Annotated in this window: 42 protein-coding genes; all 42 read right to left on the bottom strand. The window is 45.5% G+C overall.

The genetic code is table 11. The features are described from left to right. Window positions 1-14: 14 nt before the first annotated feature. A complete protein-coding gene (locus tag C1I38_RS12610) occupies window positions 15-767 on the bottom strand; it encodes an ABC transporter permease (RefSeq protein WP_020491280.1) in 753 nt (250 codons plus the stop codon). Continuing rightward, window positions 754-1,479: an ABC transporter ATP-binding protein gene (locus C1I38_RS12615; RefSeq protein ID WP_119774978.1), complete on the bottom strand. Its 726-nt coding sequence runs from the start codon at window positions 1,477-1,479 to the stop codon at window positions 754-756. Before C1I38_RS12615 ends, C1I38_RS12610 begins: the two co-directional genes overlap by 14 nt. A gap of 130 nt (window positions 1,480-1,609) precedes the next feature. Next, window positions 1,610-2,863, bottom strand: coding sequence for a hypothetical protein (locus tag C1I38_RS12620; protein WP_119774977.1), 1,254 nt, complete (start codon window positions 2,861-2,863; stop codon window positions 1,610-1,612). 314 nt (window positions 2,864-3,177) lie between these two features. Next, a complete protein-coding gene (locus C1I38_RS12625; protein WP_119774976.1) occupies window positions 3,178-3,957 on the bottom strand; it encodes an N-acetylmuramoyl-L-alanine amidase in 780 nt (259 codons plus the stop codon). A 137-nt stretch (window positions 3,958-4,094) separates the two neighbouring features. Beyond that, window positions 4,095-4,490, bottom strand: coding sequence for a 30S ribosomal protein S9 (gene rpsI, locus C1I38_RS12630; RefSeq protein ID WP_020491284.1), 396 nt, complete (start codon window positions 4,488-4,490; stop codon window positions 4,095-4,097). A gap of 18 nt (window positions 4,491-4,508) precedes the next feature. Beyond that, window positions 4,509-4,943, bottom strand: coding sequence for a 50S ribosomal protein L13 (rplM, locus tag C1I38_RS12635; RefSeq protein ID WP_020491285.1), 435 nt, complete (start codon window positions 4,941-4,943; stop codon window positions 4,509-4,511). 158 nt (window positions 4,944-5,101) lie between these two features. Beyond that, window positions 5,102-5,878 carry a tRNA pseudouridine(38-40) synthase TruA gene (truA, locus tag C1I38_RS12640; protein WP_199698235.1) on the bottom strand — a complete coding sequence of 259 codons (777 nt, stop codon included), beginning with the start codon at window positions 5,876-5,878 and terminating at the stop codon, window positions 5,102-5,104. 97 nt (window positions 5,879-5,975) lie between these two features. Continuing rightward, complete coding sequence (gene rplQ, locus C1I38_RS12645) at window positions 5,976-6,317, bottom strand: 50S ribosomal protein L17 (protein ID WP_026156236.1); 342 nt, start codon at window positions 6,315-6,317, stop codon at window positions 5,976-5,978. Between the two features lie 20 nt (window positions 6,318-6,337). Beyond that, window positions 6,338-7,285, bottom strand: coding sequence for a DNA-directed RNA polymerase subunit alpha (locus tag C1I38_RS12650; RefSeq protein WP_020491288.1), 948 nt, complete (start codon window positions 7,283-7,285; stop codon window positions 6,338-6,340). 30 nt (window positions 7,286-7,315) lie between these two features. After that, entirely contained in the window at window positions 7,316-7,945 is a 630-nt protein-coding gene (gene rpsD, locus C1I38_RS12655) for a 30S ribosomal protein S4 (RefSeq protein ID WP_020491289.1), read from the bottom strand. A gap of 12 nt (window positions 7,946-7,957) precedes the next feature. Beyond that, a complete protein-coding gene (gene rpsK / locus C1I38_RS12660) occupies window positions 7,958-8,347 on the bottom strand; it encodes a 30S ribosomal protein S11 (protein WP_020491290.1) in 390 nt (129 codons plus the stop codon). A 16-nt stretch (window positions 8,348-8,363) separates the two neighbouring features. After that, window positions 8,364-8,735, bottom strand: coding sequence for a 30S ribosomal protein S13 (gene rpsM, locus C1I38_RS12665; RefSeq protein WP_020491291.1), 372 nt, complete (start codon window positions 8,733-8,735; stop codon window positions 8,364-8,366). Window positions 8,736-8,958: 223 nt separating this feature from the next. Further along, window positions 8,959-9,072 carry a 50S ribosomal protein L36 gene (gene rpmJ / locus C1I38_RS12670; protein WP_083916719.1) on the bottom strand — a complete coding sequence of 38 codons (114 nt, stop codon included), beginning with the start codon at window positions 9,070-9,072 and terminating at the stop codon, window positions 8,959-8,961. A gap of 20 nt (window positions 9,073-9,092) precedes the next feature. Next, a complete protein-coding gene (gene infA / locus C1I38_RS12675; RefSeq protein ID WP_015043920.1) occupies window positions 9,093-9,311 on the bottom strand; it encodes a translation initiation factor IF-1 in 219 nt (72 codons plus the stop codon). Between the two features lie 36 nt (window positions 9,312-9,347). Beyond that, a complete protein-coding gene (gene map, locus C1I38_RS12680) occupies window positions 9,348-10,100 on the bottom strand; it encodes a type I methionyl aminopeptidase (RefSeq protein ID WP_020491292.1) in 753 nt (250 codons plus the stop codon). Window positions 10,101-10,106: 6 nt separating this feature from the next. After that, entirely contained in the window at window positions 10,107-10,748 is a 642-nt protein-coding gene (locus tag C1I38_RS12685) for an adenylate kinase (RefSeq protein WP_020491293.1), read from the bottom strand. 12 nt (window positions 10,749-10,760) lie between these two features. Then, a complete protein-coding gene (gene secY / locus C1I38_RS12690; protein ID WP_020491294.1) occupies window positions 10,761-12,050 on the bottom strand; it encodes a preprotein translocase subunit SecY in 1,290 nt (429 codons plus the stop codon). Between the two features lies 1 nt (window position 12,051). Next, window positions 12,052-12,495, bottom strand: coding sequence for a 50S ribosomal protein L15 (rplO, locus tag C1I38_RS12695; protein WP_020491295.1), 444 nt, complete (start codon window positions 12,493-12,495; stop codon window positions 12,052-12,054). A 109-nt stretch (window positions 12,496-12,604) separates the two neighbouring features. Beyond that, window positions 12,605-13,102 (bottom strand): 30S ribosomal protein S5, encoded by a 498-nt coding sequence (gene rpsE / locus C1I38_RS12700; RefSeq protein ID WP_020491296.1) that lies wholly within the window; start codon window positions 13,100-13,102, stop codon window positions 12,605-12,607. Between the two features lie 24 nt (window positions 13,103-13,126). Then, window positions 13,127-13,495, bottom strand: a complete 369-nt coding sequence (gene rplR / locus C1I38_RS12705; RefSeq protein WP_020491297.1) for a 50S ribosomal protein L18 — start codon at window positions 13,493-13,495, stop codon at window positions 13,127-13,129. 43 nt (window positions 13,496-13,538) lie between these two features. Further along, window positions 13,539-14,081: a 50S ribosomal protein L6 gene (rplF, locus tag C1I38_RS12710; protein WP_020491298.1), complete on the bottom strand. Its 543-nt coding sequence runs from the start codon at window positions 14,079-14,081 to the stop codon at window positions 13,539-13,541. Window positions 14,082-14,099: 18 nt separating this feature from the next. After that, window positions 14,100-14,501 (bottom strand): 30S ribosomal protein S8, encoded by a 402-nt coding sequence (gene rpsH, locus C1I38_RS12715; protein WP_020491299.1) that lies wholly within the window; start codon window positions 14,499-14,501, stop codon window positions 14,100-14,102. A gap of 28 nt (window positions 14,502-14,529) precedes the next feature. Beyond that, entirely contained in the window at window positions 14,530-14,709 is a 180-nt protein-coding gene (locus C1I38_RS12720; protein ID WP_015043929.1) for a type Z 30S ribosomal protein S14, read from the bottom strand. A gap of 20 nt (window positions 14,710-14,729) precedes the next feature. Next, the gene (gene rplE / locus C1I38_RS12725) at window positions 14,730-15,269 is read right to left on the bottom strand and encodes a 50S ribosomal protein L5 (RefSeq protein ID WP_015043930.1); all 540 of its coding nucleotides are present in this window, start codon (window positions 15,267-15,269) and stop codon (window positions 14,730-14,732) included. 21 nt (window positions 15,270-15,290) lie between these two features. Next, window positions 15,291-15,635, bottom strand: coding sequence for a 50S ribosomal protein L24 (rplX, locus tag C1I38_RS12730; protein ID WP_034382017.1), 345 nt, complete (start codon window positions 15,633-15,635; stop codon window positions 15,291-15,293). A gap of 27 nt (window positions 15,636-15,662) precedes the next feature. Continuing rightward, window positions 15,663-16,031 carry a 50S ribosomal protein L14 gene (gene rplN / locus C1I38_RS12735; RefSeq protein WP_020491301.1) on the bottom strand — a complete coding sequence of 123 codons (369 nt, stop codon included), beginning with the start codon at window positions 16,029-16,031 and terminating at the stop codon, window positions 15,663-15,665. 42 nt (window positions 16,032-16,073) lie between these two features. Further along, a complete protein-coding gene (gene rpsQ, locus C1I38_RS12740; RefSeq protein ID WP_015043933.1) occupies window positions 16,074-16,334 on the bottom strand; it encodes a 30S ribosomal protein S17 in 261 nt (86 codons plus the stop codon). 22 nt (window positions 16,335-16,356) lie between these two features. After that, the gene (gene rpmC, locus C1I38_RS12745; protein ID WP_020491303.1) at window positions 16,357-16,557 is read right to left on the bottom strand and encodes a 50S ribosomal protein L29; all 201 of its coding nucleotides are present in this window, start codon (window positions 16,555-16,557) and stop codon (window positions 16,357-16,359) included. Continuing rightward, complete coding sequence (gene rplP / locus C1I38_RS12750; RefSeq protein ID WP_020491304.1) at window positions 16,544-16,996, bottom strand: 50S ribosomal protein L16; 453 nt, start codon at window positions 16,994-16,996, stop codon at window positions 16,544-16,546. The genes rpmC and rplP overlap by 14 nt, the downstream gene beginning before the upstream one ends. 1 nt (window position 16,997) lies before the next feature. After that, window positions 16,998-17,657, bottom strand: a complete 660-nt coding sequence (gene rpsC / locus C1I38_RS12755) for a 30S ribosomal protein S3 (protein WP_020491305.1) — start codon at window positions 17,655-17,657, stop codon at window positions 16,998-17,000. A gap of 7 nt (window positions 17,658-17,664) precedes the next feature. Then, complete coding sequence (rplV, locus tag C1I38_RS12760) at window positions 17,665-18,006, bottom strand: 50S ribosomal protein L22 (protein WP_019225211.1); 342 nt, start codon at window positions 18,004-18,006, stop codon at window positions 17,665-17,667. A gap of 20 nt (window positions 18,007-18,026) precedes the next feature. Beyond that, the gene (gene rpsS, locus C1I38_RS12765) at window positions 18,027-18,308 is read right to left on the bottom strand and encodes a 30S ribosomal protein S19 (protein ID WP_015043938.1); all 282 of its coding nucleotides are present in this window, start codon (window positions 18,306-18,308) and stop codon (window positions 18,027-18,029) included. An 18-nt stretch (window positions 18,309-18,326) separates the two neighbouring features. Further along, window positions 18,327-19,157 carry a 50S ribosomal protein L2 gene (gene rplB, locus C1I38_RS12770; RefSeq protein ID WP_026156237.1) on the bottom strand — a complete coding sequence of 277 codons (831 nt, stop codon included), beginning with the start codon at window positions 19,155-19,157 and terminating at the stop codon, window positions 18,327-18,329. Window positions 19,158-19,183: 26 nt separating this feature from the next. Next, complete coding sequence (rplW, locus tag C1I38_RS12775; protein WP_015043940.1) at window positions 19,184-19,471, bottom strand: 50S ribosomal protein L23; 288 nt, start codon at window positions 19,469-19,471, stop codon at window positions 19,184-19,186. Continuing rightward, complete coding sequence (gene rplD, locus C1I38_RS12780) at window positions 19,464-20,096, bottom strand: 50S ribosomal protein L4 (RefSeq protein WP_020491307.1); 633 nt, start codon at window positions 20,094-20,096, stop codon at window positions 19,464-19,466. Before rplD ends, rplW begins: the two co-directional genes overlap by 8 nt. A 25-nt stretch (window positions 20,097-20,121) precedes the next feature. After that, a complete protein-coding gene (rplC, locus tag C1I38_RS12785) occupies window positions 20,122-20,751 on the bottom strand; it encodes a 50S ribosomal protein L3 (RefSeq protein WP_119774975.1) in 630 nt (209 codons plus the stop codon). Window positions 20,752-20,930: 179 nt separating this feature from the next. Further along, window positions 20,931-21,236 (bottom strand): 30S ribosomal protein S10, encoded by a 306-nt coding sequence (gene rpsJ / locus C1I38_RS12790; RefSeq protein ID WP_015043943.1) that lies wholly within the window; start codon window positions 21,234-21,236, stop codon window positions 20,931-20,933. 226 nt (window positions 21,237-21,462) lie between these two features. Further along, complete coding sequence (tuf, locus tag C1I38_RS12795) at window positions 21,463-22,665, bottom strand: elongation factor Tu (RefSeq protein WP_020491309.1); 1,203 nt, start codon at window positions 22,663-22,665, stop codon at window positions 21,463-21,465. Between the two features lie 58 nt (window positions 22,666-22,723). Further along, window positions 22,724-24,802, bottom strand: a complete 2,079-nt coding sequence (gene fusA, locus C1I38_RS12800) for an elongation factor G (RefSeq protein ID WP_020491310.1) — start codon at window positions 24,800-24,802, stop codon at window positions 22,724-22,726. Window positions 24,803-24,869: 67 nt separating this feature from the next. Continuing rightward, window positions 24,870-25,340, bottom strand: a complete 471-nt coding sequence (rpsG, locus tag C1I38_RS12805; protein ID WP_020491311.1) for a 30S ribosomal protein S7 — start codon at window positions 25,338-25,340, stop codon at window positions 24,870-24,872. Window positions 25,341-25,425: 85 nt separating this feature from the next. Next, window positions 25,426-25,845 carry a 30S ribosomal protein S12 gene (gene rpsL, locus C1I38_RS12810; RefSeq protein WP_020491312.1) on the bottom strand — a complete coding sequence of 140 codons (420 nt, stop codon included), beginning with the start codon at window positions 25,843-25,845 and terminating at the stop codon, window positions 25,426-25,428. A gap of 80 nt (window positions 25,846-25,925) precedes the next feature. Then, window positions 25,926-26,177: a ribosomal L7Ae/L30e/S12e/Gadd45 family protein gene (locus tag C1I38_RS12815; protein WP_020491313.1), complete on the bottom strand. Its 252-nt coding sequence runs from the start codon at window positions 26,175-26,177 to the stop codon at window positions 25,926-25,928. Between the last annotated feature and the right edge of the window lie 47 nt (window positions 26,178-26,224).

Here is a 26,224-nt window from a genome sequence, read left to right on the forward strand (position 1 = left end):
GCAAATTCTGCGATTTAGAACTCTTTTTTATCAAATAAATAAAACCCTGCTGTAAAAAACATCAGCGCGTAGCCGAGCATCAGACAAAAATCCCTGCCAATCTTCGCCAGCGGAAAAGAATTAGCCAGCCACAAATTATACCAGTCAAGCTGCGTAGTAATCAGCAGGCTTGTGTACTGGGAAAAGAAAATGCCAAAAGCCTTGATGGCCAGAAAAGCAATAACCGCAATAAAAAATACCGATGTGCCACTTTTAAATATATTGGTCAGAAGCACAATCCCCAAAGCCAATGTAAACAGTGGAAACAGACTGATCACATAAGCAAGCATCGTTCGCTCTACGGCGGCAAAAGTAGCGGAATTGGCATTAAACAGAAAACCGGCCAGCATTGAGAAGACCATTAGGATCAGTAGGTTGGCTAGAATAAAAACCGCAATGGCCGTGACTTTAGCCATAAATACTTTCAACCTGCTGACCGGCCTGGTCAGCGTAACACGCATCAAGTTATGGGAAAATTCCCCGGAAAAACAATCAATGGCGACGAGCGCTGTAAACAGTGGCAAAATTGTATTAACGACGACCGATAGAACCAGTACGGGAAATTCCACGCTGCCGGCGCCTCTTACACCAAAGCCGCTTCTGACACCAACGACAGCCAGCTGCCCCAGCACAATCACAACCAGTGAGATAATCAGCGCAACCAGAGCTTTCTTCTTTTTGTACAGCTTTTCAATTTCATTGATCAAAGCAGCTTTATACGCGGCCATTGCGTTCCACCTCACTGACAAAGTAATTTTCCAACGTGGCGTAATTCTGCAGAATCTTTTCCGTGCTGTCCACATTGAGCATCTTTCCGTTGACGATGACCCCAATCCTGGTGCAGGTAAGTTCAACATCATGGATCAAATGGCTTGAAATAAAAAAGGTCGTTCCTTCCTGTTCAGCCATCTGCTTAATGAGATTACGGACATCGATCATCCCCTCGACATCGAGTCCGTTCAATGGCTCATCCAGAATCAAAACTTTAGGCCTGGCCAGAATAGCCGCAGCTAAACCCAAACGTTGCTTCATGCCCAGGGAAAACTTCCTGGGTTTTTCCTGTTTGTATTTGATCATACCGGTAAGCTCCAGAACTTCATCAATTCTGTGGTCATCGACTCCCGGATAATACCGGGCACGCTGCCTTAAGTTCTCATAAGCGGTCAAGAACGGATAAGAGTCAGCAATTTCAATAATACAGCCAACTTCCGCCATGGCCTTCTCATACGATTCGGTAATACTATGCCCGAAAATCTTGACATCACCGCGGTCCGACCGGATTAAGCCGGTCATGACCTTCATTGCCGTTGTTTTTCCTGCACCGTTTGGCCCAAGAAAACCAAAAATATCTCCCTGATCAATTTCCAGATTGATATCGTCAATACCCCGGCCATTTTTATACAGTTTGGTCAAGCTGCATATTTCAATTACTTTTTCCATTTAATTGCCCCCATTGCGCATGCAAGGAGCCTGCCGGGGAATCCCGGCAGCTCCAATTTTAAAGTTATTGCCATTGGTTATTCGTTTTGTTACACGTTATTCGTTGTCTGTCATCTAACATTGCGTCTATTCATTCCAGAACAGGCGAGAAGACGGAATCGTAAGGCCCATTGGACATGTTCAGGTTGAAATACACCTTGGCATTTGCTTCATCCAGGTAGATACTTCCGGACCGGTTCAATCCATCATTATCTCTGAATTCAAACATGGCATCCGATTTTGCCTGATTGGAAGTTGTGGCGTCAAACGTAAAGGTCAGGGCATTCTGAGCATACGTCTCAAAGCCTTCTTTGTATTCCTCGGAATATTTTCCGGCAATATTTGCGCTCTCAACATGGGCGATTTGCAGAATGCGTTCGCCAATCTTGACAAATTTCCCGTCTTGCTCGATGATAATATCGTTTTTAAATGTCCCGATAAATTTTTCAGGATTGGAGATCTGAGGTCCGGCACTGTTTCTTTCTGTTGTTCTCTTAACTTTTTTGCCGCTAAGGTCCGGCTTCTGAACAACCGTTTCATTAATATCCGTCAATTTAACAAGCGTTTCCATCGTAATTTCATGGGCCTGTTCCTGTGCGTCCTTTCCGGATAATATCACTGTTGCCAGAATGTAATCCAAGAGACCGTCCGAATTAACTGTGGCCGACCCTTCAATTTGTTTCACATAGATATCCTGCGTTAGTACAGGGATTCTGGCACTATAGCTGTTTTGTCCCGAAAAAGCCTGTTTGACCTGAAGGGAAGCCACCGCGTTGACCAAAGCCGGAATCTGTACTTCAGACAGGGAACCCGAAAGCGCTTTGCTGCCATCGGCATTCTCCTGAACAACCACATGGTCCTTCAAACTGCCGACAACCGCATCCACAATCTTCTCAACATCTTCCGCTTCATCCTGTTTAAAAGGATTGTCAAATACATCCATTTGGCGTTCCTGGGTATATTCGGTATAGTAATAGGCTTCATTGCCGGTGCCGATATCCGTGCCATTGATCCAGGTGTTCTTATCCGTATAGTAATAAGAATCGGAAACCTTTCCGTCTGGACTCAGACTACGGGAGCTGTCTTCAGTCGCACCATTCAGCCGGTCAAATTTTTTGACATCGTTCTGGGAACTGATGATTTCACCGTTATACTTTATGACAAATGAATAATCCAGGGTAAAGTTGTTAAATTTCTCTGAACAGCTCGCGGCGCTTTGCTTTAAGCCGTCCTTAAGCGTATCATAGCCGCTCTTGCTGACAATGTCCGCCAGTGCAGTTGATGCAAACAACAGAATCCCGACAGTAAAGACTACCGGCAGCGCCGCTTTTTTAGATATTCTCATCTTCACTTACTCCTTTTCAAATATTGGAAAGCTTTCTGATCTTATTTTACTCCCAATATCTTGAATATCTGTAAACAGAATCTAAACAATTTATAAACAATGCTTCTGGGCAGAAGGAACAACTCTTATTTCGGTTTTTAACCTTTTAAATAGATTTAAAATAGTGCCAAGCACCAGCCTAAAAAGCTCAGGTCCGTTACAGCTTCTACGGCTGATTATCTGATATATTCGGGATTAATTGTGCATCTTCCTTTATTTATTGCCAGCACGGTGAATTTCCTTTTGTGACCTTTTATAATTAATTTTTTTATAAATTAATCGTCTGCCGCCACCGGCTGTTCCTTGGCCAGATAATTGCCCACTCCTTCGAAAATAGCCATGGCCAGCTGTTGCTGATAAGCACTTTGGTTTAATTTTTTTTCTTCTTCCGGATTGGACAGGAAACCGACTTCAATCGTCACGGCCACCATATTCGTATTCTTGAGGATAAAATAGCTTTGGTTTGCCTTTGCTTCCCGTTTTTTTGTTCCGACTTTATTCAAACTTTGCTGGATACTTTCAGCCAGCAGTTTTCCTCCCTCGGATTCCGGATGGTAAAACACTTGCGGGCCATGCTGTCTTTGATCGGAAAAACTATTGGCATGAATACTCAGATATATTTTAGCCTGGGATTCCATAGCGGTTTGAATCCGGTAGGCCAAGTCCTCTCTTTTGCGTTGAAGCAAGCTTAAAGAAGTCCCAAAATCCCGGTCCTGCTCCCTTAGCATCACAACTTTGCTTCCGGCCTGGATGAACAGTACCTGCAGCCTTTTAGAAACCTGCAGGTTCACATCCTTCTCCAGGGTTTTATTGACGCCAACAGCCCCAGGGTCAACCCCGCCATGACCGGCATCGATCGTTACGGTTACCCCCCCGAGTATCCAACTCCAGCCCGGAACATCCTTAGCAGTATGTAATGCTGTTTTCTGGCTGAAAAAAATACCGGTTACGGCCAGAAGAACAATAATGCTTGATGCCAGTATAATCTTTGGTTTCGGAATTATTTGTCTGTGCATCAATCCGCTGATCCGTGAATAATTTATTTGTTTGGCCATGGTTCTCCCCCTCTCACCTATATCTATGGTGAAGGGCAGGCAATTATTCAGGAGGGAATGATTATAAAGTATGGTCTTTATCATAATAAAAAATCCCCCAACCATACGTGTGTTGAGGGATTATTATATTTATTGAATTAACGTTTCGAGAATTGAGGCGCTTTGCGAGCCTTTTTGAGTCCGTATTTACGGCGCTCTTTCATACGTGGGTCACGGGTAAGGAAACCTGCGCGTTTTAAAGCCGGACGAAGACTTTCATCTGCTTTAAGCAAAGCTCTGGCAATACCCATTCTGAGGGCACCGGCCTGGCCGGTTGTACCGCCGCCGTGAACTCTGGCAATTAAATCGTATTTCCCTAAAGTTTCAGTTATTTCTAAGGGCTGCTGAACAATCATCTCTAAGGTTTTTTTACCGAAGTATTCACTTAGGTCTCTGTCGTTAATCGTATATTTTCCGTTACCGGCCAGAAGTCTGACCCGGGCAACTGCATTTTTCCTTCTGCCTGTACCTTGATACTGAAGCTGTGCTGACATGCTTTTACCTCCTTCCAACTATTTCATATTCCATACTTCTGCTTTTTGAGCCTGATGCGGATGTTCCGGTCCCGAGTATACCTTAAGTTTCTTATACATCTGTGCACCAAGTTTGTTGTGAGGAAGCATTCCTTTTACAGCATGTTCCATAGCTTTTTCGGGGGCTTTGCTCATCAGCACCCGGTAGGTCATTTCTTTCAGTCCGCCTGGATAACCGGTGTGCCAGCGATACATTTTATTATCTAGTTTATTGCCGGTAATCAATGTTTTATCTGCATTGACGATAATGACAAAGTCACCTGTGTCAACATTTGGGGTAAATATCGGCTTATGTTTTCCCCTGAGCAAGCGGGCGGCTTCAGCTGCCACTCTTCCCAAAGAGACACCGGCTGCGTCAATGACTAACCATTTACGGTCCACCTCATGGGCTTTCGCAAATTGCGTGGTGGTCATGTTGGTTCCCTCCATTTTTAATCGCGTGCATCATGTTTTCATGTACGATTTCGTTATATCATCACCTGACGTGAAGGGCTCATTCACGTTTCGGTAAAAGACTACTTAAAAATTTTAACTAAAATAACGTCTTTCGTCAACCTATGGTTTCCTGTTTCTCAAATTTCCGGAAAGATTTCACCGGGACTGGATCCGTCATAGTTGACATAGGTTAGGGTCAGTCCTCTGGCCGGAGCAGTCTCACCTGCTTTGGTCCGATCCCTGGACATAATTACATCTGAAATCTCTTCCGGAAGTATTCTGCCTTTACCTACATCCAATAAGGTACCGGCAATGATTCTTACCATGTTATAAAGAAACCCATTACCAATACAGGTAACTACGATTTGTTCATCCAACCAACATACTTTGCAGTGGTACAGTGTCCGGACAAAACTTTTAGCCGAAGACCCGGCAGCGGCAAATGCGCTGAAGTCATGTTTCCCTTCAAGTTGGGAAGCTGCCATTTGCATGGCGTCAACATTCAGCTGCACCGGCTCATGGAGAGCGTACAGTCTTCTGAAAACGTCAGGAATTCGTCCGTTGTCAATTCTGTAATCATATCTCTTCCACTTGGCGCTTCTCCTGGCACTAAAATCTTCAGGCATATCCCTGGCCTCAAGAATTCTGATATCATACGGCAGAATACTGTTTATGGCCTTAGGAATCTTCTCCTGCGGAATACGCGCTTCTGAACAGAAATTAACCACTTGGCCGGCAGCGTGTACGCCTGTATCCGTCCTGCCCGCCGTTGTGATTCTGATTTCTTCGGCAAAAAGCTTCTTCCAGACCTTTTCCAGCTCCCCCTGGATGGTTTGTCCATGTTCCTCTGGCTGGCGCTGGAATCCGTGGTAGTTTGTACCATCATAGGCTAATCGCAGAAGGATGTTGCGCATTTTTCTCTCCAGCAATACGAAACTTTGATTTAATGTTTGACTTTAGTTGAAGCGGCATCGGGCCAGGTTACCTTGCTGGAGTAACCTGACCTTCATCTTAGTCCACTAGCTCAACTAAAACCATTTCGGCAGCATCTCCACGACGGTATCCGTTTTTCATGATTCTGGTGTAGCCACCCTGCCTATCGGCGTATTTAGGAGCTATCGTTTCAAACAGCTCTTTTACTACCGTCTCATCCAACAGAAATTGCATTGCTTGACGTCTGGCAGCTAGGTCACCCCTTTTGCCTAAGGTAATCATTTTTTCTGCCAGTGAATTCAGCTCTTTTGCTCTTGCTTCTGTCGTCTTGATCTTTCCGTGCTTCAGCAAGGAAGTTACAATATTTCTTAACATTGCCTTTCTTTGGCTCATGTTAACTCCAAGCTTACGGTATGCCAACTGTGATCCCCCCTTTAGGTTTAATCTTCCGGAGTACGGAATCCCAGCCCAAGTTCTCTGAGCTTGTGTTCGACTTCTTCCAGAGATTTGCGTCCAAGATTGCGTACTTTGATCATATCTTCTTCTGTTCTTTGGGTCAGTTCTTCAACACTGTTTATGCCGGCGCGTTTTAGGCAGTTATAAGATCTTACGGAAAGATCCAGTTCTTCAATGGTCATCTCCAGAATCTTATCTTTGGCTTCTTCTTCTTTTTCCACCATGATTTCAACATTACCCAGATTATCATTCAGTCCGATAAAGAGCCTCAAATGTTCGCTCAAAATCTTGGCTGCGAGGCTCGTTGCCTCTTTTGGGGTAATACTGCCGTTAGACCACACTTCCAAGGTAAGCCTGTCAAAGTCAGTCATCATACCGACCCGAGTATCTTCTACAGCATAGTTGACTTTATAGATTGGGGTAAAGATAGAATCGACAGGAATAACGCCGATTACCTGATCTGCCTTTTTATTCTTCTCAGCCGAGACATAGCCGCGGGAACGTTCGACGTTCATTTCCATGAAAAGACGTCCGTCTTTATCCAACGTGGCGATCTTTAAATCTGGATTGAGAATCTCAATATCGGGACCGGTGATAATGTCTCTTGCGGTAACAACCCTTTCCCCTTCACATTCCAAACGCAGAACGCGCGGTTCATCTGTATGGCCTTTGAGAGCGAGGGATTTAATATTGAGGATGATCTCTGTTACGTCTTCCAAGACTCCTGGAATAGTTGAGAATTCGTGTAATACGCCTTCTATTTTGACTGAAGTTACCGCGGACCCGGGTAGAGAAGAAAGCAGGATACGACGCAGGGAATTCCCTAAGGTAATGCCATAGCCTCTCTCCAAGGGTTCAATAACAAATTTGGCATAGGTATTATCTTCAGATCTCTCAACACATTCAATATTGGGCTTCTCGATTTCAAGCATCGGAATGCACCCCTTCTTTCCCGGAAAAGTTTAACGAGAATATTTCTCTACGATAAGATGTTCTTCAATCGGAATCTGAATATCTTCACGGGTCGGCATGTTGATGACGGTCCCGGTGATAGTATTGATATCCAGGCTTAACCATGCCGGAACAGCACGATCCTTCAGGGATTCGGCCATTTCCTTCATTCTGTTGTTGTCTCTGCTGCTTTCTTTAATCGAAATTGCTTCACCAGCGCTGACGAGATAAGATGCAATATCGACGCGTTTGCCGTTGATTGTAATATGTCCATGCGTTACAAGCTGGCGTGCTTCGGGTCTGGATGAAGCAAAGCCCAGTCTGTAAACTACATTGTCCAAACGGCGTTCTAATAAACGGAGAAGGTTTTCCCCGGTCATACCTTTTTGACGTGCAGCTTTATCAAAATAGCCACGGAATTGCTTTTCCAGAACGCCATAGATTCTCCGAACTTTCTGCTTTTCTCTGAGCTGAATGCCATACTCAGTCGGTTTCTTGCCTCTGCTCTGTCCGTGCATTCCCGGAGCATACGTCCGACGGTCCACAGCACATTTATTGGTATAGCAGCGATCCCCTTTCAGGAATAACTTCTGACCCTCGCGCCGGCACAGACGACATACTGATTCTGTATATTTAGCCATGTTTTACACCCCCTATACTCTTCTGCGTTTGGGCGGCCGACATCCGTTATGCGGTACCGGAGTTACGTCCCGAATAAGGTTCACTTCCAGACCTGCTGCCTGCAATGCTCTGATTGCGGCTTCACGGCCTGATCCTGGACCTTTCACAAAACATTCAACAATTTTAAGCCCATGCTCCATTGCTGCTTTGGCAGCTGTCTCTGCAGCCATTTGCGCAGCAAAAGGCGTGCTTTTACGCGAACCTTTGAAACCTAAAGAACCCGAGCTTGACCAGGAAAGTGCATTTCCGGTCGTGTCGGTAATCGTGACAATCGTATTATTAAAAGTCGACTTGATATGTGCTATGCCGCTTTCAATATTCTTACGTTCTCTTTTTCTGGTACGAACTACTTTACGAGCCATGTTTCAATGCCCTCCTTTACTTTTTCTTCTTACCGCCAATTGCTCTTGCGGGGCCTTTTCTTGTACGGGCATTGGTTTTGGTCCGCTGTCCGCGCACAGGCAGTCCACGACGATGGCGAAGGCCACGATAACTGCCGATTTCCATCAGTCTTTTAATGTTAAGGGACACTTCCCTACGCAGATCGCCTTCGACCTTAAATTCTTTATCAATGGTTTCTCTGATCTTGGCGATTTCGTCGTCTGTAAGATCTTTGACCCTGGTATCAGGGTTAATCTGTGTTTTTGTCAGGATTTTTTTGGATTGAGAAATGCCGATACCATAAATGTAGGTAAGAGCAACCTCAACACGTTTGTCCCGAGGTATATCCACCCCTGCGATACGTGCCATCTAAATTTCACACCCCCGTTTTAATCGATGTTCGAAGTTCGATGCTCGAAGTCCGAATAATCAGTGCTTATTGTTGTTTTTCTCGTTCTTAATCTTTTGATAACGGCCTCGCAACGGTATACACCCGTTGCCGTTCTATGTTCGATGTTCGTTGTTTGAAAACAAGATGCCGCGATCATATACCCTAACATCGTGCCTCGAACTTCGAACCTCGAACATCAAGTTAGCCTTGGCGTTGTTTATGCTTTGGATTTTCGCAAATAACCATGACTTTTCCGTGCCGTTTAATGATTTTACACTTTTCACAAATCGGTTTCACAGAAGGTCTTACTTTCACCTGTGATCCCTCCCTCGCCCTTACTTAAATCTGTAAACAATTCGTCCTCTGGTCAAGTCATAGGGAGAAAGCTCCACCGTGACCCGGTCTCCAGGCAAAATTCTAATAAAATGCATCCGTATCTTGCCGGAGACATGCGCCAGCACCTTATGACCGTTGTTCAGTTCTACCGTAAACATTGCGTTCGGCAGTGGTTCCAGTACTTTACCTTCAACCTCAATCACATCTTCTTTTGACATTGCGCCTATCCCTCCTTTGACATTTTATACCGGTCTTCAGCCTTCAATTCGAGTTAGTATTTCCGGGCCATTTTCAGTGATGGCCACTGTGTGTTCAAAATGTGCCGATGCTCGGCGATCTTTTGTTACAACAGTCCATTGGTTCTCAAGAGTCTCAACCTGATAGCCTCCTAAGTTAACCATGGGTTCTATCGCCAGGACCATTCCTACCTCGAGTCTCGGCCCCCTGCCGGGTTTGCCAAAATTGGGTACTTGAGGTTCTTCATGCATTTTTCTGCCGATTCCGTGACCTACATAGTCCCGAACGACCGACATTGTATTCTCTTCTACATACGTCTGAACAGCGTAAGATATATCAAACAGCCGGTTGCCTTTCAGCGCCTGGTCAATCCCACACCTGAGAGATTCTTCAGTCACTGCCAGCAGATTTTGAAGTTCCCTACTGATTTCTCCTACCGGCAGTGTAATCGCAGAATCACCAACGTATCCGTCAATGATTGCCCCGCAATCAATACTGATAATATCTCCACTTTTCAGGGCCCTTAAACCCGGGATCCCATGCACCACTTCTTCATTAATCGAAGTACACAGTGTTGCGGGGAAGCCGTTATACCCTTTGAAGGCAGGAATTGCATTGCATTTGCCAATGTAATCTTCCGCTGCTCTGTCCAGTTGTTCCGTAGTTACTCCCGGGGCAACCATTTTCCGCATCAGTTCCAGAGTTTCTGCCACGATCCGGCCAGCTTTCCGCATGCGGGCAAGCTGTTCCTTACTCTTCAATTCAATCATGGTTTCTTACTCCAACACACTGAGAACATCGCTGAAAACCTGCTTAATATCCTTATCTCCCTGAATTCTCTTGAGCAAACCTTGGTTGTTATAATATGCAATCAGGGGTTCAGTCTGTGCGTTATACACCTTCAGCCGGTTTTGTGCTGTTTCTAGTGTGTCATCGCTTCTCTGGTAGAGTGCACCGCCGCACTTGTCACAAACATCCTTTTCTTTAGAAGCGTTAAAGACAGTATGGAAGGTTGCTCCGCACTGTTTGCAGACTCTTCTTCCGGTGAGCCGTTCCAAGAGATCTGCTTCGCCCAGTTCAATGTTGATGACTCCGTCCAGAGTAATTTTCATGTCGCTTAAGATTTTCGCCAAAGCATCCGCCTGGGCAGCCGTACGGGGAAACCCGTCCAGAAGGAAACCATTTTGACAGTCAGCCTGAGTCAATCTGTCAGCTACAATCCCAATCGTGACTTCGTCGGGGACGAGGGTTCCAGCATCCATATATTCTTTGGCCTTCAGTCCCAGGGCAGTCTGTTCCTTGATTGCGGCTCTGAACATGTCCCCAGTTGAAATGTGAGGTATATGATAATGCTCAATGAGCAAATCAGCTTGTGTTCCTTTTCCTGCTCCAGGAGGACCCATGAGTATCATTCTCATCTCGATTGCCTCCTACTTTAAAAATCCCTGATAGTGACGTTGCATCAGTTGATTCTCCATCTGTTTCATCGTATCAAGAGCAACGCTGACCACAATCAGCAGGGATGTTCCACCTAAATAAATGTTATCTATTCCGGTGAACCCCATGATCAGACTGGGGAGAACAGCAATCAGTGCCAGGAATATCCCACCTGCCAAAGTCACTCTGCTCAGGATTTTAAACAGATAATCTGAGGTTGGACGGCCCGGACGAATTCCGGGAATAAAGCCACCGTACTTTTTAAGATTATCCGCGACATCTACAGGATTAAAGGTAATTCCTGTATAGAAATAGGTAAAGAAAATGATGAGCAATGCATACATGATCAAGTACGGTATTGAATAGGCTGAGCCGTTCATCTGCAGCCATTTCTGAGCAAACAGAGCAAAGGCTGAGTCCTGTGGGAGCCAGGTCGCAATGGTTGCCGGAAAGGCCATTAAGGAAATACCAAAGATAATCGGAATAACACCAGCCTGATTAACTTTTAACGGAATATGAGAGCTCTGTCCGCCGTATTGCTTGCGGCCGACAACTCTTTTGGCGTATTGAACCGGAATTCTTCTTTGGCCTTCCTGGATAAATACAACAGCGGCAATAATCAGCGCTGCAATAACCACTAAGCCTACGATTGATATCCAGCCAATTTCGCCAACCTTCAGCAGCCCAACCAAGTACTTGATTGCATCCGGAATCCCAGCTACAATACCGGCAAAGATAATGAGTGAGATACCATTGCCAATGCCATTTTCAGTGATCTGTTCGCCCAGCCACATCAGAAAAGCTGTACCTGCGGTCAGTACGACTGCAATCATAATGTAAATTGGAATCCTAAGCGACTCCTGAGGAATCATAAGCGCGCCTCTTAAGCCGATGGTTAGTCCAAAACCATTGATGAAACCAAGTACAACAGTACCATAGCGGGTATACTGAACAATCTTTTTCCTGCCCTGATCGCCCTCTTTTGATAGTCTTTCCAGATAAGGAATGACGACCGTTAAGAGTTGAATGATGATCGAAGCAGTGATATAGGGCATGATACTTAACGAGAATACAGAGAAGCGTTTCAGGGAGCCACCAGAGAATGTGTTGAAGAAATCAAACAATCCTCCACTGCCCATCATGTTTTGAAGCACTTCACGATCCATAAACGGAATTGGGATGTGAGACCCAATCCTAAAGACCAGAAGCATAAGCAAGGTGAACCCTATTTTCTTCCTAATGCTTGAAACTTTCCAGGCATCTTTCAGGGTTTCAAGTATCAATTTATTCCACCTCTACTTTTCCACCGGCAGCAGTAATTTTCTCTGCTGCTGTTTTGCTTACCTTATGAACTTTTACGGTTAATGATTTGGTCAATTCCCCGTCTCCGAGTACTTTGACACCATCCTTGACTTTATTGATGAGTCCAGTCTCAAATAAAGCTTCAATGGTAACTTCTTCACCATTTTCAAATCTTTCTTCAAGATCGGATACATTGATGACCTCATATTCTTTACCAAAATTATTTGTAAAACCGCGTTTCGGAAGTCTGCGGGTAATGGGCATCTGGCCACCTTCAAATCCTGGACGGACACCACCGCCAGAACGGGCTTTCTGACCCTTGCTGCCACGGCCGGCCGTGTTCCCAAGTCCCGAGCCATTGCCTCTTCCAACACGTTTACGTGATTTGGTCGAACCTTCTGCAGGTTTGAGTTCATGGAGTTTCAATATGGACACCTCCTTACTTGGTGCTGCGATACATTATATCGGTTTATCGTTCCAGGGCCTTTGTCGCTCCATTCCACCATGGCCGTTGCGACATCAGGCCATCATGTCGTTAAATGATTTCTTCCACTGCCTTGCCGCGGGCTTTGGCAACGTCAATATCACGCTTCAGCGCCTTGAGGCCGGCCATCGTTGCATTGACAACGTTATGAGCATTGGAAGATCCCAGCGATTTTGTAAGTATATCTTTAACCCCTGCTACTTCAAGAACAGCACGCACCGGACCACCGGCAATAACTCCGGTACCTTTGGCAGCGGGTTTCAGCAGAACCTCACCGGCACCAAATTGGCCGAGAATCGGATGCGGGATCGTTGTTCCTTTTAAAGGTACAACAATCAGATTCTTCTTAGCATCTTCTACGCCTTTACGAATAGCCTCCGGAACTTCGGTTGCTTTTCCGAGTCCTGCGCCGACAATACCATTGCCGTCGCCGACGACAACCAGGGCACTGAAGCTGAAACGTCTTCCGCCTTTGACAACTTTAGCAACACGGGCAATGTGTACAATTTTCTCGGTGAGCTCCAGTTTACTAGGATCGATATTTGACAATGATTTTCCCTCCTTTTCTAAAGATTAGAAGTCAAGTCCTGCTTCTCTAGCGGCTTCGGCCAGAGCTGCAACTCTGCCGTGATATAGGCTGCCGCCGCGGTCATAGACCACTTGGGTAATTCCTTTATCCAGTGCTTTTTTCGCAATGAGTTCACCAACTTTTTTGGCTCCCTCGATGTTTCCTCCGGACAACTCTGCTGCTTTAAACTCAGCATCAAGAGAAGAAGCTGCGGCCAGGGTAATTCCAAGGTCATCGTTAACAACCTGGGCATAAATATGATTTAAGCTTCTAAATACCGCCATACGTGGTCTTTCGACTGTGCCCTGGATTCTTTTGCGGACACTTTTATGCTTCTGTTTCAGAATTTGTCTGCGGTCACTCTTTTTAATCAAGCTTTTTCATCCTTTCTACGCGGCAAGAGATTTTGCCCTTACCTTATTTCTTACCGCCGGTTTTACCTTCCTTGCGGCGGATGACTTCTTTTTCGTATTTAATCCCTTTACCTTTATACGGTTCCGGTTCACGTTGCTTACGAACATCTGCAGCAAAATTACCGACTTGTTCCTTATCGATTCCTTTAATAATCACCTTGTTCGGTGCGGGAACTTCGACTTCGATCCCTTCATAGGGTTCCATTTCTACGGGATGAGATTTGCCGACAGTAAGCACAAGTTTTTTACCTGAAAGAGCAGCACGATATCCTACTCCGACAAGATCCAAATTCTTGCTAAACCCGTTTGATACGCCTTCCACCATATTGGCAAGAAGGGTGCGGGTCAGTCCGTGAAGCGAACGGTAGAAAGGTTCGTCGTTGGGACGGGTAACGCTGATTGTATTTTCTTCTACTTGAATACCGATTTCAGGCCGGAATTCTCTGGTAAGCGTTCCTTTAGGGCCTTTAACGGTAACGACCTGACCTTCTTGTTTAACTTCCACCCCACCTGGAATGGTGATTGCTTTTCTACCAATTCGAGACATATTCTACACCTCCATCCTTTACCAAATATAGCAGATAACTTCTCCACCTAAACCTTCATTGCGTGCCTGTCTGTCAGGCATGATGCCTTTGGAGGTAGATATCACAGCAACGCCCAGACCTCCTAAGACTTTAGGAATCTGGTCTTTTTTCGCATAAACTCTTAAGCCGGGGCGGCTGATACGTTTCAAGCCGGTGATGACTCTTTCCCGGTTAGGGCCGTACTTAAGGTATAGTCTCAAGACCCCCTGTTTATTGTCATCAATATATTCATAATCCTTGATAAAGCCTTCCTGTTTCAATAGTTCGGCCAGAGCCTTCTTAATGCTTGAAGCAGGTATTTCAACTTTATCGTGGTAAACCATCCCGGCATTCCGGATCCGTGTCAGGAAATCGGCGATAGGATCTGATGTTATTGACACTTTTATTTCCCCCTTTCTCCAATAATGCTTACCAACTAGCCTTGGTTACACCAGGCAGCTCGCCTTTATAAGCCAGTTCTCTGAAGCATATCCTGCATATTCCAAATTTTCTCATGTAAGCGTGCGGACGGCCACAGATCTTGCAGCGGTTATGCACGCGTACAGAATATTTTGGTTGGTGACGAACAATCATTGACGTCTTGGCCATATCTTAAGCCTCCTTCATATCTAGTCCTTAAACGGCATTCTGAATGCTTTAAGCAGTTCCTTTGCTTCTTCATCAGTGTTCGCCGTTGTCACAAAGACGATATCCATTCCTCTAATTTTATCAATTTTGTCAAAGTTGATTTCCGGGAATATCAACTGCTCTTTGATACCGAGGGTATAATTGCCTCTGCCGTCAAAAGCCTTAGCGGACACTCCCTGAAAATCTCTGACGCGAGGAAGCGCTACATTCAGCAGCCTGTCAACAAACTCATACATCCGGTCACCTCTTAAAGTAACCTTCACACCAATTGGCATGCCTGCACGAAGCTTAAACGCTGCAATCGACTTCTTCGCCCGTGTTACGACCGGTTTTTGACCCGTAATCGTCATGAGATCATCTACAGCAGAATCAATGGCTTTCGGATTTTGAATGGCTTCTCCCAGGCCTATATTGATAACCACTTTTTCCAGACGCGGTGTTTGCATAATATTTTTATAATCAAATTTCTTCTGCAGAGCCGGGGTTATCTCATTTTTATAATAATCTCTTAAGCGAGCCACCAGAGTACCTCCCTTCCAGAATTACTTCTTATTTTCTTCCGGCAAATTGTGTCCGCAATTCTTGCAGACTCTCACTTTACCTTCTCCAGTAATCTTCATACTTTTCCTGGTGACAGAATTACATTCTGTACAAAACAACATCACATTGGAGCTGTGAATCGGAGCTTCTTTATCGACAATTCCACCCTGAGGCATATCTTTGGTCGGTTTCTGATGTTTCTTTACAATGTTGACCTTCTCGACTACGACTCTGCTCTTCTGGGGAAGAACCTCAAGAACCTTGCCTTTTTTTCCGGCATCCTTGCCGGTTATTACCATGACCATATCGCCTTTTCTGACGTTTACTTTTGTTCTTTCGGCGGACATTATAACTTCACCTCCGTCCGGTTTTTTCTATAGTACTTCCGGTGCCAGCGAAACGATTTTCATGTAATCCTTTTCTCTCAGTTCACGGGCAACGGGTCCAAAAATACGTGTGCCTTTCGGACTTTTGTCATCTTTAATAATGACTGCTGCATTTTCGGAAAATCGGATATATGAACCGTCTGGTCTTTTAATTTCTTTGGTAGTACGGACAACAACAGCTTTGACAACATCACCTTTTTTGACAACGCCGCCTGGTGTTGCTTCTTTAACCGCAGCAACGATGACATCACCAATTGTTGCGTAACGACGTTTAGAACCACCCAACACACGGATACATAAAAGTTTTTTTGCTCCGGTATTATCTCCCACTTTAAGGGTTGATTCAGCCTGAATCATTGGGCGGAACCTCCTTTCTTAGCTGCTTGATATTTCCTCGGCTTAGAGAATAACCGCTTTTTCAACAACTTTGACCAGTCTCCAGTTTTTTTCTTTGCTTAACGGTCTGGTCTCCATAATCAGGACGGTATCCCCTAATCTAGCCTCGTTATTCTCATCATGCGCCTTGTATTTTTTGGTAACCTTTACTGTTTTATGATAGATTGGATGTTTTTTTCTGGTTTCAATTGCAACAACAATCGTTTTATCCATTTTATCGCTGACAACTTTGCCATATTGCGTTTTGCGCATTGTTCTTTCCAATGTTTTTGCCTCCTTTCCTACCTTAAGCACGTTTGAGCTCGCGCTCACGGAGAATGGTTTTGCCTCTCGCGATCCCTTTACGAACCTCTTTGATCCGCATCGGGTTATCAAGTTGTCCTGTAGCTAATTGGAAACGCAAATTGAATAATTCCGTTTTGAGTCCGTCAATCTGTTTCAGGAGCTCTTCATCGGTCATATCACGGAAATTCTTATTCTTCGCCATCTGCGCCACCTCCAACCTGTTCTTCAGCCTGATCCTCTTTGCGGACAAACTTGCATTTAATCGGAAGTTTATGAGCTGCAAGTCTTAAGGCTTCACGGGCAACTTCCTCGGGAATACCTGCAAGTTCGAACATGACTCTGTTGGGTTTGATAACAGCAATCCAGTATTCCGGAGTACCTTTACCACTACCCATTCTAGTCTCAGCCGGCTTTGCCGTGATCGGCCTATCAGGAAAGATATTGATCCATACTTTGCCGCCACGCTTAATGTAACGCGTCATTGCGATACGAGCTGCCTCAATCTGCCGGTTGGTGACCCAGGCATTCTCGAGCGCCATCAATCCATATTCACCGTAAACTACTTTAGTACCTCTCTGAGCCTTTCCTTTAAGACTCGGACGATGTTGTTTACGATGCTTTACTCTGGTTGGTACTAACATTTTATAATCCTCCTTCCTCCTGAACGGACTTCTTGGTCGGAAGAACTTCTCCACGGTAAATCCATACTTTTACGCCAATTTTGCCATACGTTGTATTGGCTTCGGAAAATCCATAGTCAATGTCTGCCCGTAGGGTATGAAGAGGAACTTTTCCCTCGTTATACCATTCTGTACGGGCAATTTCAGCTCCACCCAGACGTCCGCTGCATGAAATTTTGATTCCCTGGGCACCTGCACGCATGGTACGGCCTACAGTCTGTTTCATCGCTCTCCGGAAGGAAATGCGTTTTTCAAGCTGCTGAGCGACACTGTCAGCCACCAGCTTGGCATCCAGTTCAGGCTTCTTGATTTCAACAATATTAACTGCAACCTGTTTGCCGGTCATTGTTTCCAATGCCTTGCGCAGGTTTTCAACTTCAGCGCCGCCGCGACCGATTACAATCCCAGGTTTTGCAGCATGAACAGATACTTTGACCCTGTTTGCAGCGCGCTCTATTTCAACTTTAGGAACTCCAGCTTGTTGGAGTTTGTCGGTTACAAATTTACGAATTTTTAAGTCTTCGTGGAGGAGCTCCCTGTAGTTCTTATCAGCATACCAGCGGCCTTCCCACGAACGGATAATGCCAATACGAAGACCTTTGGGGTTAACTTTTTGACCCATGCTTTGCCTATTCCTCCTTCTTATCCCCGACGACAACGGTAATGTGACTGGTCCGTTTACGGATCCTGTCAGCTCTTCCTTGCGCCCGAGGCATGATACGCTTTAAGGTTGGTCCCTGATCAACAAATACTTTGGTAACATACAGATCATCCGGACTCATTTCCAGGTTGTGTTCCGCGTTTGCTACTGCTGACTTCAACACCTTGCCAACCGGTTCAGCAGATATATTCGGCGTAAATTTCAAGATCGCCATCGCTTCTTCAACTTTCTTGCCGCGAATCAGATCTACAACCAGGCGCACCTTGCGAGGAGAGATACGGATAAATTTAGCAACTGCTTTTGTTTCCATTTTTCTTTACCTCCTCTCAACTAGCGTAAGCCGCTCGATTTTTCACTTCCGGCATGTCCTTTGAAAGTCCGGGTCAATGCAAATTCACCAAGTTTGTGCCCGACCATATCTTCTGTAATATAAACAGGTACATGCTTGCGTCCGTCATGGACGGCAATTGTATGACCAATCATCTGTGGGAAAATGGTGGATCGTCTGGACCAAGTCTTCAATACTCTCTTCTCGCCGTTTTTATTCATATCTTCCACCCGTTCTAACAAACGAGCGCTGACATAAGGTCCCTTTTTTAGAGATCTGCCCATTATGAGGTCTCCTTTCGCTTACTTCTTATCTCTACGCTTGACAATAAACTTATTGCTTTGGTTCTTCTTTTTCCTAGTCTTGGCGCCGAGGGCTGGTTTACCCCAAGGAGTGACAGGATTACGTCCAATCGGGTTACGTCCTTCACCACCGCCATGGGGGTGATCACACGGGTTCATGACTGAACCGCGGACTGTCGGACGAATCCCGAGCCAACGGGATCTTCCAGCTTTACCGATTGTCACGTTTTCAAAATCCAGGTTTCCGACCTGGCCAATCGTGGCCCGGCACTCAATGTGGATCATTCTCATTTCTCCCGACGGGAGTCTGAGTGTTGCATAACTGCCTTCTTTGGCCATCAACTGAGCTGATCCGCCGGCTGACCGGACTAACTGACCGCCTTTGCCGGGTTTCATCTCAATATTATGGATCAGTGTTCCGACCGGGATATTCTTAAGCTTTAACGTATTGCCGGTTTTGATATCAGCTTGTTCGCCACTTACAATTTCCTGGCCCACCTTAAGTCCATTGGGAGCAATAATGTAACTTTTAAAGCCGTCAGCATAGTTTAGAAGAGCGATGTTAGCAGAACGGTTCGGATCATATTCAATGCTAGCAACCTTGGCAGGAACGCCATCTTTAATTCTTTTAAAATCTATCAGACGATAACGTCTCTTGTGGCCGCCGCCTTGATGACGAACTGTCAGACGTCCTTCATTATTCCTTCCACCCTTCTTGCGCAAGGGGGCGATAAGGGAACGTTCAGGCTCATTCCTGGTAATCTCATCGAAATTCAGTACAGTCATCTGTCTGCGTCCCGGAGATGTTGGTTTGTACGATCTAATTGGCATTTTTTTCTACCTCCTTTGCCTTAAAACTACAGACCTGCAAATCCTTCAATTTTGTCGCCGGCCTTCAGGGTTACAATAGCTTTCTTCCTGGTAGGTGTCATACCTGAATAACGGCCCTGGCGTTTTTCTTTTCCTTTAACCTTCATGGTGCGAACGTCATCAACTTTAACTTTGAACATTTTCTCTACAGCTGATTTGATTTCAATCTTATTAGCCGCAGTGCTAACCCAGAAGGAGTATTTATTTTCCTCTACCAATCCGACCGATTTTTCAGAAATGACCGGGCGAATCAGCACGTCACGAGCATCACGCATTGCTCAGCACCTCCTCAGTCTTCATCACAGCCGCCTTGGTAAATATCACAAAATCATATTTTAAAAGATCTACAACATTTAAGGCATCTGCTCTTGAGGTAAGCACTCCCTGTATGTTGCGCGCAGAGACCAGAACGTTATTATCGTCATTGTTCTCCACAACGAGAAGCGCTTTTTTATCAATTTTCAGAGCTTCCAGAAGTTTAACCATTTCTTTGGTTTTTGGCTGCTCAAAGCTGATTTGATCAATTACGATCAGGCTGTTGTCAATCACTTTGCTGGAAAGTGCTGAGCACAAAGCCAGTCTCTTCACTTTCTTAGGAAGCTTTTTACTATAGTCTCTCGGTTTTGGCCCGAATACGATGCCGCCGCCTCTCCAGAGCGGTGAACGGATGGTGCCAGCTCTGGCCCGACCTGTTCCTTTTTGTTTCCAAGGCTTGCGACCGCCACCTCTGACTTCGCTCCGACCTAATGTAGAATGGGTGCCGACTCTGGCGTTTGCCAGCTGGGCTACAACAGCGGAATGCATAACATGGGTATTGGGCTCTATTCCAAATATCGTTTCATTTAATTCCATTTCTCCAACCGGAGATCCTTGCATATTTACAACCTGTACCTTAGGCATTGCTTTATCCTCCTTTCCTTACGGATTATTTCGCTTTAACCGATTCTTTCAGTATCAGCAGGCTTTTTTTAGCACCAGGTACGCATCCCCGAATAAGGATGTAGTTTTTATCAGTATCAACCCTTACAACTTCAAGGTTTTGAACCGTAACTCTTTCTCCACCCATCCGTCCAGGTAAATTTCTTCCCTTGAAAACACGAGCCGGCCCTTTCGCGCCCATGGAACCTGTACGATGATGATACTTTGATCCATGACCCATGGGTCCGCGACGAGCTCCATGACGCTTATGCATACCAGCAAAACCCTTACCTTTGGAAGTTCCAACTACATCAACTTTGTCACCGGCTACGAAGATATCCGCTTTGATTTCCTGACCAACTTCAAAGGAATCTACCTCAGCAGTCCTGAACTCCTTAATAAAGCGCATAAATTTGACACCGGATTTTCTGAAATGACCTTTTTCAGGCTTGATTGCAAGATTTTCTCTTTTCTCATCAAAACCAACCTGAATTGCGTTATAACCGTCTGAAGCTTCAGTTTTTTTCTGCAGGACATAACAAGGACCGGCCTGAACAACAGTCACCGGAATCACTTTTCCGTCTTCTGCAAAAATTTGGGTCATACCCACTTTTTTACCCAGAATTCCTCTAGACACGACGCCACCTCCTGTACACTTTGAAGTGCACCGTCTGAAACGGGGCACGAGAGTGTAGTCAATTAATATATTATATGCGTTTAGCAACACTTACCCCAAAAGTGTTCCACACCTCCGGGTGTTTCGTGTCACAAACATATCTATTTTACCACATATTCCAGAAAAACGCCAGACTCTAATTATAATTTAATTTCGATATCTACACCAGAAGGCAGATCCAGTCTCATCAGTGCATCCACTGTTTTGGAGGTGGGATCAATAATATCGATCAATCTCTTGTGCGTTCTCATTTCAAACTGTTCGCGGGAATCCTTGTTGACATGCGGCGAACGCAAAATGGTGTAAATACTCTTTTCTGTCGGAAGGGGTATCGGGCCATTTACGCTTGCACCGGTTCTTTTTGCGGTATCAACAATTCTTTCTGCCGACTGATCAAGCGTTTTGTGGTCAAAGGCCTTCAGCCGGATTCTAATCTTTTGGTTCATTTCTTTACCTCCTAAAAATATCGCCTGTTAAACAAGGCTATTGGCGCAAAAATTCCCTGTCTTGCGGCGGAGTCACCGAAGACAGCAACCTTTTGCGTAGAGAACATCCATCCGTGGACGTTGGCCGCTCCTTGCCGTCCATGGCACCGCGACACTAGTCCATCCGTGGACGTTGGGAAGCTGCGCAGACATCTTCTGGCAGCTTCCCCAAATATCAACTAGTAAATTATTCGACAACTTTGGCTACGACGCCGGATCCAACGGTACGTCCACCTTCACGGATAGCGAAGCGGAGTCCTTCTTCCATAGCAATCGGAGTAATCAGTTCACATTCAATTGATACACGGTCGCCAGGCATAATCATTTCTGTACCTTCCGGAAGTTTGATCACGCCGGTAACGTCAGTTGTTCTGAAGTAAAACTGAGGACGGTAATTGTTAAAGAAAGGAGTATGACGTCCGCCTTCTTCTTTACTCAAAATATATACTTCACCGCTAAACTTTGTATGCGGTTTGATGCTTCCGGGTTTAGCCAGAACCTGTCCGCGCTCGATGTCTTTACGCTCAACACCGCGAAGCAGTGCACCGATGTTGTCACCAGCTTGAGCCTGGTCAAGCAGCTTACGAAACATTTCAACACCTGTGCAAACGCTCTTGCGAGGTTTCTCGTTAAGACCAACAATTTCAATTTCATCGCCCACTTTAAGAACGCCACGCTCTACACGGCCGGTAGCAACAGTACCACGACCAGTGATCGTGAAGACATCTTCTACAGGCATCAGGAACGGTTTGTCTACAGCACGCTCCGGCTGAGGAATATAGCTGTCAACAGCATCCATCAGATTCCAGATCCTGCCGCACCATTCGCAGTCTCTCTGTCCGCATCCGCACTCCAGAGCTTTGAGTCCCGAACCGGGAATAACAGGGATATCATCGCCAGGAAATTCATATTCGCTTAACAATTCACGAACTTCCATTTCAACCAGTTCGAGAAGTTCAGGATCATCAACCATGTCAACTTTGTTCAGCCATACAACGATGTAAGGCACACCTACCTGACGGGCAAGCAGAATGTGTTCACGCGTCTGGGGCATCGGGCCGTCAGCAGCGGATACAACCAGGATGGCACCGTCCATCTGAGCAGCACCAGTGATCATGTTTTTAACATAGTCTGCATGGCCTGGGCAGTCAACATGCGCATAGTGACGGTTAGCAGTTTCATACTCAACGTGAGCGGTAGAAATCGTAATTCCGCGTTCACGCTCTTCAGGTGCTTTGTCGATCTGGTCAAATGCAGTCGCAACAGCACCGCCGACCTTAGACAGAACAAATGTAATTGCAGCAGTCGTTGTTGTCTTACCATGGTCAACGTGGCCGATAGTACCTACGTTAACGTGGGGTTTGGAACGGTCAAATTTTTGTTTACCCATTTAAGTTTCACTCCTTAAATAAATTTAAAATGTTATTTTTTTGCAGTTAATTTTTATCTTAAGCCCCCTGCCGCTTGGCAATAATACCTTCGGCAATATTTTTGGGCACTTCCTCATAGTGATCAAACTGCATTGAATATACGCCCCTGCCCTGAGTACGGGAACGGAGCTCTGTCGCATAACCGAACATCTCCGAAAGTGGCACAAAACCGCGAATGATTTGGGCACCCGAACGAGCTTCCATACCTTCAATTCTACCTCTGCGCGAGTTCAAATCTCCGATAACATCGCCCATATATTCTTCCGGTACGGTGACTTCTACTTTCATCATCGGCTCCAGAATTGCGGGGTCTGCTTTAGCAGCCGCTGCTTTGAAAGCCATTGAACCGGCAATTTTGAAGGCCATTTCAGATGAGTCGACATCATGGTAGGATCCGTCAACGACAGTCGCCTTGATATCCAGAACCGGATACCCGGCCAGGATACCATTTTGAAGGGCTTCTTCGATACCAGCACCGATTGGCGAGATATATTCCTTAGGAATAACACCACCAACGATTTTGCTTTCAAATACAAAGCCAGTGCCCTGTTCGAGCGGTTCGAATTCAACCCAGCAGTGGCCATACTGCCCACGTCCACCAGACTGCCGAACATATTTTCCTTCTGCTTTGACATGCTTGCGGATCGTTTCCTTATACGCTACCTGTGGACGACCCACATTACAGTCAACTTTAAACTCTCGCATCAGCCTGTCAACAATGATTTCCAGGTGAAGTTCTCCCATCCCTGAAATAATGGTTTGTCCGGTTTCTTCATCCGTACGCATCTTAAAGGTAGGATCTTCTTCAGCAAGCTTCGCGAGTGATCCACCAAGCTTTTCCTGGTCAGCCTTCGTTTTAGGTTCAATTGCAATATGAATAACTGGTTCGGGGAATACCATTGATTCCAAAATAACGCGGTTTTTCTCATCGCATAACGTATCCCCTGTGCTGACATCTTTGATGCCGACAGCTGCAGCGATATCCCCAGCACGGACTTCATCGACATCTTCGCGGTGATTGGCGTGCATCCGAAGAATACGGCCAATTCTCTCCTTCTTGCCCTTAGTCGAGTTCATAATATAGGAACCCGCGCTGAGCGTTCCGGAATAAACGCGGAAGAAGGTCAATTTCCCAACATAAGGATCCGACATAATTTTAAATGCCAATGCCGAAAAAGGTGCGTTGTCATCGGAATGACGTACGTCTTCCTCACCGCTATCCGGATTGACACCCTGGATGGCCGGCACATCAAGAGGAGACGGCATATAATCGACGACCGCATCAAGCAAAGGCTGAACCCCTTTGTTCTTGAAGGATGATCCGCATAAAACCGGAATGAATTTTAAGCTAATCGTGCCTTTGCGGACTGCCTGCTTGATTTCTTGTTCGGAAATCTCTGCGCCCTCCAGATATTTCATCATCAATTCTTCATCGACATCTGAAACAGCTTCCAGCAATTTTTCGCGGTATTCCTGCGCCAATTCCATCATATCTGTAGGGATATCGGAAACATCACTTGCTGTTCCGAGATCATCTGTGTATACTGTTGCTTTCATGGTAACCAAATCCACAATCCCGCTAAATTTGTCTTCAGTTCCAATTGGAAGCTGAATAGGAACGGGATTTGATCCCAGGCGGTCAACGATCATGGAAACTCCACGGAAAAAATCTGCACCGACTCTGTCCATCTTATTTATATAAGCGATACGAGGTACACCGTATTTGTCGGCCTGGCGCCAAACTGTTTCCGACTGAGGCTCAACACCACCAACTGAACAGAACACCGCTACAGCACCGTCCAGCACACGCAGAGAGCGCTCAACCTCAACAGTAAAATCAACGTGCCCGGGTGTGTCAATAATATTAACATTGTGCCCTTTCCATTGACAGGTGGTAGCTGCAGAAGTAATGGTAATCCCACGCTCCTGCTCTTGAACCATCCAATCCATCGTGGCAGCACCATCATGCACTTCACCGATTTTATGAACACGGCCAGTGTAAAATAAGATGCGCTCTGTAGTTGTGGTCTTTCCAGCATCAATATGCGCCATGATGCCGATATTCCGAGTCTTCTCCAAGGGAACTTGCCTTGCCACTTATTATCAGCCTTTCTATCTAGATAAAATAAACTCTAAAGTAACCCCAAGCTTTAAATTATTGTGATTACCAGCGATAATGGGCAAAAGCCTTGTTTGCTTCGGCCATTTTATGGGTATCTTCTTTTTTCTTATAAGAACCGCCAGTATTGTTGGCAGCATCCATCAGTTCTCCGGCCAGTTTTTCCTGAATGGTTTTCTCTCCCCTTTTACGGGCATACTCAACCAGCCAGCGCAGGCCAAGAGTCAGACGACGATCCGCACGTACTTCGATCGGCACCTGATAGTTGGCACCACCGACTCTGCGTGCTTTGACTTCTAATACAGGCATAACATTTTTTAATGCTGTCTCAAATACTTCAATAGGATCTTTACCGGTCTTATCTTGAATAATCTGAAAGGCATTATAGCAATTCGATTCAGCAACACCTTTTTTGCCGTCAAGCATGATCTGGTTAATAAATTTTGTAACGGTCTTATTCTTATAGATTGGATCCGGCAGGATCTCTCTTTTCGCAATATAACCTTTTCTGGGCAACTGTATTCCTCCTTCCTAAAAAAACTGCAATAAAATTGGAGTGCAGCTAAAATATAACATATTTTAGGCAACGATGCTTAGCACCTTATTTTTTCTTAGGTCTCTTGGCCCCATACTTGGAACGAGCCTGACTACGGTTTTGAACACCGGTTGTATCCAATGCCCCACGAACGATATGATAACGTACGCCCGGAAGATCCTTAACACGGCCCCCACGAACCAGAACTACGGAGTGTTCCTGAAGGTTATGGCCAATTCCAGGGATATACGTGGTTATTTCGATGCCATTGGTCAGGCGGACACGCGCTACCTTTCTCAGAGCAGAATTTGGTTTTTTAGGTGTTGTGGTATACACTCTCGTACATACCCCTCTCTTTTGCGGAGAACCACCCGAAGGAAAATCCTTGCGTTTCAACGAATTATGTCCCCATTGAAGAGCAGGAGCGGTCGATTTTGTAATAACTTTTTCTCTCCCTTTGCGGATAAGCTGGTGAATTGTCGGCATAACTGCACCTCCTTCCTGTAATAATCATTCTACAAAAATCAAATGGTTTTTGGCAACCAAGAAAGCTGCTTATAGGAACCCTAGTCATTCAGAATGGCTGCAACTGCAGCACCCACTTTAATACCACAGGCTTTACCCAATTCAGTCATCGTAGGAACTTCCTTGATTTCAATTTGTCTGACAGTACACGTCTCCAGGATCGGGCGAAGAAGCTTTTGGTCTGCATCCTTGGCAAGATAAACACTGCCGACTTCGCCTTTCTCCAGCGCCCGACTGGTTTGTTTAAAACCAACCACAACTCTTTGCGCTTTTTTTATAGATTCATCAAGCATTTTAAAATGCTCTCCTCCCCCTATTCCAAAATCAGACTATATTATTT

Origin of the sequence: Dehalobacter sp. 12DCB1, from assembly GCF_004343605.1 — a bacterium.
Lineage (GTDB): Bacteria > Bacillota > Desulfitobacteriia > Desulfitobacteriales > Syntrophobotulaceae > Dehalobacter.